This window comes from Streptomyces muensis, from assembly GCF_021474425.1.
GTDB classification, from domain to species: Bacteria; Actinomycetota; Actinomycetes; order Streptomycetales; family Streptomycetaceae; genus Streptomyces; species Streptomyces muensis.
In genome coordinates, this window is sequence record NZ_JAKEIP010000308.1 from 1 (window position 1) to 8,852 (window position 8,852).

Below are 8,852 nucleotides of genomic sequence, written 5' to 3' on the forward strand. Positions count from 1 at the left end.
CCCACCCTCCAGGTACGCCCCCCGAACCCGGACGCCTTCGGCCAGGACGCCGACGGCGCCCCCGTCCTCGTACAGGCAAACGTCACGTCACTGCTGTGCGTGCCGGTGCTGGTCGGGGGCGCCGTACAGGGCGTCCTCACGCTCTTCCGCTGCGGAGCCCGCCTCGCCTTCTCAATGGCAGAGGCCAAGGCCCTGGACACGATGTCCCGCCACATATCACTGGCGGTGTCGGCAACCTCCTAAGGGGCGCGGGGCTGTGTCGATGTGCGTCTCCGCCGCGTGGGCGCGACAAGCCACATACAGCCCGCACCCCGCAGACAACCTCACCCCCACGGCGTCACCCGGCACTGAGAACCTGCTCCCGCACCCGGCTGCAGCACCGGCTGATCAGCCGGGACACATGCATCTGCGAGATCCCCAGCTGCTCCGCGATCCGGCTCTGCGTCATGTCCCCGAAGAACCGCATGTACAGAATCGCCCGCTCCCGCTCGGGCAGCGCGGCCAGCCGGGGCGCGACCGCCTCCCGGTCCACGACCGTGTCCAGCGCGGGATCGGCGGAGCCCAGCGCGTCGCTCAGCGAGTACCCGTCCTCGCTGCCGGGCAGCTCCGCGTCCAGCGACAGCGCGGTGAAACTCTCCAGCGCCTCCAGGCCGACCTTGACGTCGGCCTCGCTCATGTCCGCGTGCGCGGCGATCTCGGCGACCGTGGGCCGCCGGCCGGAGACGGTCTGGAGGTCCTGGACGGCGAACCGGACACGGTTGCGCAGGTCCTGCACCCGGCGCGGCACATGCAGCGTCCACATGTGGTCGCGGAAGTGCCGCTTGATCTCGCCGGTGATGGTGGGCACGGCGTAGCTCTCGAAGGCGTTGCCGCGCTCGGGGTCGTAGCGGTCGACGGCCTTGACCAGGCCGAGGGCGGCGACCTGCCGCAGGTCGTCGAAGCTCTCACCGCGGCTGCGGAACCGTCCGGCGAGCCGGTCGGCCATGGGCAGCCAGGCCTCGACGATCCGCTCGCGGAGGGCGTCGCGCTGCCGGCCCTCGGGCAGGGTGGCGAGCCTGCGGAAGTCCTCCGCGGTGTCGGGGGCGTCGTCGTGGGGGTGGTGCTTCGCGCTCACTGAAGTGGGCATCGTGCGTCGCAACTCCCTTGGTTGTGCTCTGGCTTGGACGGTCACCGTGGGAGTGCGGGCGCGCACCGGAGCCGGACACACCCGTGGCGGGGGATCCCCGCTCCCACGGACGTGCCTCCTGTCCGAAGCACTGTTTGTTCGCCTGCCCCCGCCCCTGGCCCGCAAACACCCGCTCAGGTTTTCCACCGGCCCGCAGGGTCACTCGTAGCGGTGCCGCGCAGTTCCCCGGAGCCCAGGAGGTCCCGCACATGAGCACCAAGGTCGCCGACCACGTCCTGCAGCGTCTGCGTGAGTGGGGTGTGGAGCACGTCTTCGGCTATCCCGGCGACGGCATCAACGGCCTGCTCGCCGCCTGGGGCCGCGCCGACAACCAGCCCCGTTTCATCCAGTCCCGGCACGAGGAGATGTCCGCGTTCCAGGCGGTCGGTTACGCCAAGTTCAGCAGCCGTCTCGGAGTGTGCGCGGCGACGTCCGGGCCGGGCGCGATCCATCTGCTGAACGGCCTGTACGACGCCAAGCTCGACCATGTCCCGGTGCTGGCGATCGTCGGCCAGACGCATCGCACCGCGATGGGCGGTTCGTACCAGCAGGAGGTGGACCTGCACACGCTGTTCAAGGACGTCGCCTCGGACTTCGTGGAGACGGTGACGGTCCCCGAGCAGCTGCCGAACGTCCTGGACCGGGCGATCCGCACCGCGTACGCGCGCCGCGCGCCCACGGCGGTCATCATCCCGGGCGATGTCCAGGAGCTGGACTACTCGCCGCCCACGCACGAGTTCAAGATGGTGCCCTCCAGCCTGGACCGCAGCAGCTGGACGGCGCTCCCCTCGGACGACTCGGTGCGCCGCGCGGCCGAGATCCTCAACACCGGTGACAAGGTGGCGATCCTGGTCGGCCAGGGCGCGTCCGGCGCGCGGGCCGAGGTGGAGCGGATCGCCGGGCTGCTGGGTGCCGGCGTGGCCAAGGCGCTGCTCGGCAAGGACGTCCTGAGCGACGAACTGCCGTATGTCACCGGCTCGATCGGTCTGCTGGGCACGCGTCCGTCGTACGAGCTCATGCGGGACTGCGACACGCTGCTGACGATCGGATCGTCCTTCCCGTACACGCAGTTCCTGCCGGACTTCGACAAGGCGCGGGGCGTGCAGATCGACATCGACCCGCACATGGTCGGGATGCGCTATCCGTACGAGGTGAATCTCGTCGGCGACGCGAAGGCGACGCTGGAGCGGCTGATCCCGCTGATCGAGTCCGAGGAGCGCGGCCGCGAGTGGTACGACACGGTGTGCGACAACGTGGCGCGCTGGCGTGAGGTCATGGAGCGGCGGGCGAACCTGTCGGCCGACCCGATCAACCCGGAGTACGTCGCCCGCACGCTGGACCCGCTGCTCCCCGAGAACGCGATCGTGTCCTCCGACTCGGGTTCGGCGGCGAACTGGTACGCCCGCCATCTGACGATGCGGCCCGGCATGCGCTCGTCGCTGTCCGGGACGCTGGCGACGATGGGCTGCGGGGTGCCGTACGCGATCGGCGCCAAGTTCGCCCATCCGGACCGTCCGGCCATCGCGCTGGTCGGGGACGGCGCGATGCAGATGAACGGCCTGGCGGAGCTGATCACGGCGGCGAAGTACAAGGACCTGTGGGAGGACCCGCGGCTGGTCGTGGCCGTGTGGAACAACCACGACCTGAACCAGGTCACCTGGGAGATGCGGGCCATGGAGGGCGCCCCGTCGTTCCTGCCGTCCCAGGAGATCCCGGACGTGCAGTACGCCGCGTTCGCCCGCTCCCTCGGTCTGACCGGCATCCGCGTCGAGAAGCCCGAGGACGTCGAGGCGGGCTGGCGCGCGGGCCTGGAGGCGGACGGCCCCGCGGTGATCGAGTTCCTCACCGACCCCGCCGTACCGCCGATCCCGCCGCATGCCACCTGGGAGCAGATGGAGGCCACGGCCTCGTCGATCCTGAAGGGGGACGCGGATCGCGGGTCGATGGTCAGGCAGGGGTTCAAGGCGAAGATGCAGGAGTTCCTGCCGGGGCGGGACAAGAAGGGCGACTGAGACGGGAGGTACCGGGAGGTACCCGGGCGGCGCCTAGTGGACCGGCGCCGCCCCCTCCGGCCGGTCGGTGTCTTCCGGTTCCCTCGGCAGCAGCACATCCTCGTAGCGGCCCAGTGCCAGCACGACGCCGAGCATGACAAGTGGGAGCAGCACAGCCAGCAGTGCCATGACCTGGTCCTTCCCCGGAGCAGAACGTGCGTGGGGGGTAAGGAGCCGGGTCTCCCTCCTTCCGCCGCGCAAACCCTGTGTCGCCCCCGGATGTGCGGGTACGCGGTGCGCACGCCGAAGATCTGGAGGGAGTCATGCAGCGAGGCAGTGACCGGCTGAGCGTCCACCGTGACGACGAGATGAAGCACGAACTCCAGGGCCTGCTGCGGTCCGGGCACCCCACCCGGACGGAGGAGTGGCACGACCCGGAGCCGACCGCCGACGACGATCCGCAGGTCGCGCACGGGCCCGTGGGGTGGCCGGGACCGTCGGCGGCGTCCCTGGAGACGGTCCGGCTGGAGCTGGCGCGGATTCTGGGCCGCAGCTCCTTCCCGGCGAGTCCCCGGGAGCTGACCACGGCATTGCGCCGCGGGTACGCGCCGGACGCCCTGGTGGAGTCGCTGGAGCGCCTGCCGCGCTCGACGCGCTACGCCAACGTCCAGGAGCTGGCCGAGGCCCTGACCGGGGCCGGGGAACGCAGGAGGGCCCGGGATGGCTGATTTCGTGAGGGATGTCATGACGCCGGGTGTGGTCGCCGTCCGCCCGGACGCCTCGCTCGTCGAGGCGGCGCAGCTGATGCGGGCGCAGGACATCGGGGATGTCGTGGTGGCCGACGGGCAGGACGTCGTGGGCGTGCTCACCGACCGTGACATCACGGTGCGCGCGGTGGCGGAGGGCGCCGACCCGCTGACGGTGAGCGCCCGGTCGGTGTGCAGCCGGGACCCGGTGCTGATCGACCCGGGCGAGCGGGTGTCCGTCGCGGTCGCGTTGATGCGGGAGCACGCCGTACGGCGGCTGCCGGTCGTCGAGGACGGGCTGCCGGTCGGCGTCGTCAGCCTCGGGGACCTCGCCCAGACACAGGATCCCGACTCCGCGCTGGCCGAGATCAGCCGTGCGGCCCCGGGCGAGTGACCGGATGAGTGATCGGATGAGCCGGGACCAGGCCGCCGAGATCAGCGCCTCCGGTGTCACCGTCGACGTCGGCGACGCCACCGTCCGCTATCTGCTCTACGGGCTGCTGCCCAGCTGGTTCGTGCCGGGCGTCGCCGACTGGTGGATGCACCGCCGGACCCGGATCGAGGAGACGGCAGGCGTCAAGGAGTCACTGATCCACTCTCTGATGATGACCGAGGTCGGCATCCCCATCGCGCTGACCCTGCGCCACGAGGTCAACCCGCTGCTGCTGAGCGTGCAGCTGGGCGCGACGGCGGCGCACGAGGCGACCGCGCTGTGGGACGTGCGGACGGCCGTGGACAGCGACCGCGAGGTCAGGCCGGTCGAGCAGCACATCCACAGCTTCCTGGAGGCGCTGCCGTTCGGCGCGCTGTCGGCGCTGATGTGTCTGCACGCCGACCAGGTGAGGTCCCTGCTGCGCGGCGGCCGGGGCGATCCCGGTGCGTGGCGTCTCGTCCCGCGCCGGCGACCGCTGTCCCGGGGCTATCTCGCGGGCATCGGCGTCGCGATCGGGGCCTGTGTGCTGCTGCCGTACGGCGAGGAGCTGTGGCGCTGCGCGCGGGCCCGCCGGCGGGACAGGAAGCGCTCCACGAGTTCCACGAGCGACGAGGCCCGCTTCAGGGCCACGGAAGGACATTGAGACATCATGCGTATCGCATTTCTGACCGCACCCGAGGGCGTCGAGCAGATCGAGCTCACCGACCCGTGGCAGGCCGTGGTGAACGCGGGGCACGAGCCGGTGCTGGTGTCGACGAAGCCGGGCAAGATCCAGGCGTTCCACCATCTCGACAAGGCGGACACCTTCCCCGTGCAGGAGGTCGTGGGCGAGACGTCCGCGGACTCCTTCGACGCGCTGGTCCTGCCGGGCGGCGTCGCCAACCCGGACTATCTGCGGATGAACAGCAAGGCCGTCGGGTTCGTGCGGGACTTCTTCGAGCAGGGGCGGCCGGTCGCCTCGATCTGCCATGCCGCGTGGACGCTGGTGGAGGCGGACGTCGTACGCGGCCGGGTGCTGACCTCCTGGCCGAGCCTGCGGACGGACATCCGCAACGCGGGCGGCACCTGGGTGGACGAGCAGGTGCGGATCTGCGACCACGGCGCCAACAAGCTGGTCACCAGCCGTAAGCCGGACGATCTGAAGGCGTTCTGCGAGACGTTCCTCGAGGTGTTCGCCAGGGAGTCCAGGAGGGAGGCCGTCTGATGGGGGACCGCAAGCAGGAGCAGCGGGAGGCCTTCCGGGCGGACGACCCCACGGTCGGGCCGCTCACCACCGACCAGGGCGTGGAGGTCGACCACACCGACGACTCGCTCGCCGCCGGCGAACGCGGGCCGACCCTGATGGAGGACTTCCACTTCCGGGAGAAGCTCACCCACTTCGACCACGAGCGGATCCCGGAGCGGGTGGTGCACGCGCGGGGCGCGGGCGCGTACGGCTACTTCGAACCGTACGAGTCCTGCGCGGCGTTCACCCGCGCGGCCTTCCTCCAGGACCCGTCCGTGCAGACCCCGGTGTTCGTCCGGTTCTCCACGGTGCAGGGGCCGAGGGGCTCGGCGGACACCGTGCGGGACGTGCGCGGATTCGCGACCAAGTTCTACACCTCGGAGGGGAACTACGACCTGGTCGGGAACAACTTTCCGGTCTTCTTCATCCAGGACGGCATCAAGTTCCCCGACTTCGTGCACGCGGTGAAGCCCGAGCCGCACAACGACATTCCCACCGGTGCCTCCGCGCACGACACCCTGTGGGACTTCGTGTCGCTGCAGCCGGAGACACTGCACGCGATCATGTGGCTGATGTCGGACCGGGCGATCCCGCGCAGCTACCGCATGATGCAGGGCTTCGGTGTGCACACGTTCCGGTTCGTGAACGCGGACGGGAAGGGCACGTTCGTGAAGTTCCACTGGAAGCCGCGGCTGGGTGTGCAGTCGCTGGTGTGGGACGAGGCGCAGGAGTGCCAGGGCCGCGACCCGGACTTCAACCGGCGTGACCTGTGGGACGCGATCGAGGCGGGCGAGTACCCGGAGTGGGAGCTCGGCGTCCAACTCGTCGCGGAGGAGGACGAGTTCGCCTTCGACTTCGACCTTCTCGACGCCACGAAGATCATCCCGGAGGAGCAGGTGCCGGTCCGCCCGATCGGCCGGATGGTGCTGAACCGCAACCCGGAGAATTTCTTCGCCGAGACCGAGCAGGTCGCCTTCCACACGGCGAACGTCGTCCCCGGTATCGACTTCACCAACGACCCGCTGCTCCAGGCCCGCAACTTCTCCTACCTGGACACCCAGTTGATCCGGCTGGGCGGCCCCAACTTCGCCCAGCTGCCGGTGAACCGCCCGGTGGCCCCCGTACGCACCAACCAGCGCGACGGCTACCACCAGAGCGCGCTGCACGGCGGCACGAACTACTTCCCGAACTCCCTCGGCGGCGGCTGCCCCGCGCACGCCGGTGCCGACGGCCACGCGTACACGCACTACGCCGAACGCGTCGACGGCGCCAAGATCCGGCGCCGCAGCCCCAGTTTCCAGGACCACTACAGCCAGCCGGCGATGTTCTGGAACAGCATGGCGGACTGGGAGAAGCAGCACATCGTCGCGGCGTTCCGGTTCGAGCTCGGCAAGGTGGGCGTCAAGGAGGTACGGGCCCGTACGGTGGAGCATCTCGCCCAGGTGAACGGCGATCTGGCGACTCAGGTGGCGCGCGGCATCGGGGTTCCGGAGCCGTCCGCGACGGAGGCGGCGGACAAGCTGACCTCCCCCGCCCTGAGCCTGGAGTCGCAGCGCGGCGACGGCTCGATCCGCACCCGGCACATCGCGGTCCTGGTCACGGACGGCGTCGACACCGCGCAGGTCGACTCGGTGCGGGAGGCGCTCACGGCCGAGGGCGCGATCGTGGAGGCGCTGGCGCCGACGGACGGCTCGGTCGCCGGTGCCCACGGCGACCGGTGCGAGGTGGACCGCGCCCTGCCGACGGTCGCCTCCGTGCTGTACGACGCCGTACTGCTGCCCGGCGGCCCGCACGGCACCCCGCCCACGGCCGCCGACCAGGACGCGATGCGCTTCGTGCGGGACGCCTTCCGGCACGGCAAGCCGGTCGGCGCGCTCGGCTCCGGCGTGGGCGTCCTGGCCTCGCTGGAGCCGGAAGGCGTACGACTGTCCGCCGAGTTCCATCACACGGTGTCCGACCAGGGCGTGGTGACGGACACCTCGCCGGGCCCGGCGAGCGCGGACTTCGTGGCGGCCTTCAAGGCCGCGGTGTCGGCCCACCGCCACTGGGGGCGTCCGCCGGTGGGGTGCTGAGCCGGCGGGTTCGCGAGCCGAGCCGGGCCGCGTTCGCGAGCCGTGCTGAGCGCCGAGTGCGCGAGCCGTGCTGAGCGGGGTGTGCGGGGCACGCCCCGCTCAGCACGCGCCGCGGTCGCGGGCGCCCTCGCGGGTGCGGCCCGCGGCCACCGTGCGGCGCGGGTTGCGGCGCAGGTATTCGCCCTCCAGCTGCGCCATGCGTTCGTTGTGGGCCCGCAGCGCGTCGTTCGAGCCGTACAGCAGCGTGTCGTGACGCGTCCGGTGGATGGTCTCCAGCTCCTTCATGAGCTGCTGGTCGTCCAGCCGGCTGGGGTCGACTCCGGTCATCGTGGTGCCCCGCTCGTCGTGTTCAATCATGCGGTCCGGGTACCCGCCCGGGGAGCACACAGCACCCGAGCGGCGTACGGGAGAGACAGACCATGGATCTCGCCTTCCTGAACCCACTGTACGAACACCCCGGGCCTTGGGCCTCCGTATACGTGGACACCTCCCGGCACACGGAGGACACCCCGCACGAGCGGCACCTGACGGCTCGGGCCCTGTCCCGGGAACTGGCCGGGCAGGGCGCCGACGACGCAACCTGCCGGGCCGTGCGCGGCGCGCTGGAGGCACTGGCGCACTCCTCCGAACCGCACGGCCGGGCGATCTTCGCCCGAGCGGGTGAGGTGGTCCTCGATCCGCCGCTGGCCCGCGCCCCGCTGCGCGACAGCGCCCACTGGGCCCCGCTGCCGCACACCGCGCCGCTGCTGGAGCTGGCGGGCGAGGACCCGGTCTGTGTGGTGGCCTACGTCGACCGCCGGGGCGCCGCCTTCGAGCTGCGCACCGCGCTGGGCCGGCAGGACGTCGGTACGGTCACCGGGCGGCAGCATCCGATCCACCGGACGAGCACGGTCGACTGGTCCGAGCGGCACTTCCAGCTCAAGGTGGAGAACACCTGGGAGCACAACGCCGCCGAGATCGCCGACGCGCTCACCGTCTGCCAGGAGGAGACGCGGGCCGATCTGCTGATCCTCGTGGGTGACGACCGGGAGCGTCGTGCTGTCCACGAACGGTTGCCGCGGCGGCTGCACGACCTCGTGGTCGAGGCCCCGCACGGGAGCGGTAGCCGGCTGCTCGACGAGGATGTCGAACGGGTGCGGGAGGAGCATGTGCGGCAGCGGGCGGTGCGGGAGGTGGAGCGGTTTCTCGCGGCGCGTGAGCCGGGGGGCGAGGGGCGGCGT

The 8,852-nt window shown here is 71.1% G+C and carries 11 protein-coding genes; 8 read left to right on the forward strand and 3 right to left on the reverse strand.

What is annotated here, in order from left to right:
• A partial coding sequence (locus L0P92_RS38740; protein ID WP_234767826.1) for a GAF domain-containing protein occupies nucleotides 1–243 on the forward strand: 243 nt, incomplete at its 5' end.
• A gap of 94 nt (nucleotides 244–337) precedes the next feature.
• Here L0P92_RS38740 and L0P92_RS38745 read toward each other — a convergent pair.
• Nucleotides 338–1,126: an RNA polymerase sigma factor SigF gene (locus tag L0P92_RS38745; protein WP_234767827.1), complete on the reverse strand. Its 789-nt coding sequence runs from the start codon at nucleotides 1,124–1,126 to the stop codon at nucleotides 338–340.
• Between the two features lie 248 nt (nucleotides 1,127–1,374).
• On the opposite strand from L0P92_RS38745, the gene L0P92_RS38750 reads away from it, so the two are divergent.
• Nucleotides 1,375–3,177 carry a thiamine pyrophosphate-requiring protein gene (locus tag L0P92_RS38750; protein WP_234767828.1) on the forward strand — a complete coding sequence of 601 codons (1,803 nt, stop codon included), beginning with the start codon at nucleotides 1,375–1,377 and terminating at the stop codon, nucleotides 3,175–3,177.
• Nucleotides 3,178–3,210: 33 nt separating this feature from the next.
• Here L0P92_RS38750 and L0P92_RS45340 read toward each other — a convergent pair whose 3' ends face one another.
• Nucleotides 3,211–3,345 carry a hypothetical protein gene (locus tag L0P92_RS45340; RefSeq protein WP_273634146.1) on the reverse strand — a complete coding sequence of 45 codons (135 nt, stop codon included), beginning with the start codon at nucleotides 3,343–3,345 and terminating at the stop codon, nucleotides 3,211–3,213.
• Between the two features lie 134 nt (nucleotides 3,346–3,479).
• Between L0P92_RS45340 and L0P92_RS38755 the strand changes: the two genes are divergently transcribed.
• The 5 genes from L0P92_RS38755 to L0P92_RS38775 are packed head-to-tail and all read left to right on the forward strand — an operon-like array spanning nucleotide 3,480 to nucleotide 7,632.
• Nucleotides 3,480–3,884, forward strand: a complete 405-nt coding sequence (locus L0P92_RS38755) for a DUF2795 domain-containing protein (RefSeq protein ID WP_234767829.1) — start codon at nucleotides 3,480–3,482, stop codon at nucleotides 3,882–3,884.
• Nucleotides 3,877–4,296: a CBS domain-containing protein gene (locus tag L0P92_RS38760; protein WP_234767830.1), complete on the forward strand. Its 420-nt coding sequence runs from the start codon at nucleotides 3,877–3,879 to the stop codon at nucleotides 4,294–4,296. The genes L0P92_RS38755 and L0P92_RS38760 overlap by 8 nt, the downstream gene beginning before the upstream one ends.
• Nucleotides 4,297–4,312: 16 nt before the next feature.
• Nucleotides 4,313–4,978 carry a diguanylate cyclase gene (locus L0P92_RS38765; protein WP_234767831.1) on the forward strand — a complete coding sequence of 222 codons (666 nt, stop codon included), beginning with the start codon at nucleotides 4,313–4,315 and terminating at the stop codon, nucleotides 4,976–4,978.
• A gap of 6 nt (nucleotides 4,979–4,984) precedes the next feature.
• The gene (locus L0P92_RS38770; protein ID WP_234767832.1) at nucleotides 4,985–5,539 is read left to right on the forward strand and encodes a type 1 glutamine amidotransferase domain-containing protein; all 555 of its coding nucleotides are present in this window, start codon (nucleotides 4,985–4,987) and stop codon (nucleotides 5,537–5,539) included.
• Complete coding sequence (locus L0P92_RS38775) at nucleotides 5,539–7,632, forward strand: catalase (RefSeq protein ID WP_234767833.1); 2,094 nt, start codon at nucleotides 5,539–5,541, stop codon at nucleotides 7,630–7,632. The genes L0P92_RS38770 and L0P92_RS38775 overlap by 1 nt, the downstream gene beginning before the upstream one ends.
• Nucleotides 7,633–7,731: 99 nt before the next feature.
• Here L0P92_RS38775 and L0P92_RS38780 read toward each other — a convergent pair whose 3' ends face one another.
• Complete coding sequence (locus L0P92_RS38780) at nucleotides 7,732–7,989, reverse strand: DUF6158 family protein (protein ID WP_234767834.1); 258 nt, start codon at nucleotides 7,987–7,989, stop codon at nucleotides 7,732–7,734.
• Between the two features lie 62 nt (nucleotides 7,990–8,051).
• Between L0P92_RS38780 and L0P92_RS38785 the strand changes: the two genes are divergently transcribed.
• A partial coding sequence (locus L0P92_RS38785; protein WP_234767835.1) for a baeRF2 domain-containing protein occupies nucleotides 8,052–8,852 on the forward strand: 801 nt, incomplete at its 3' end.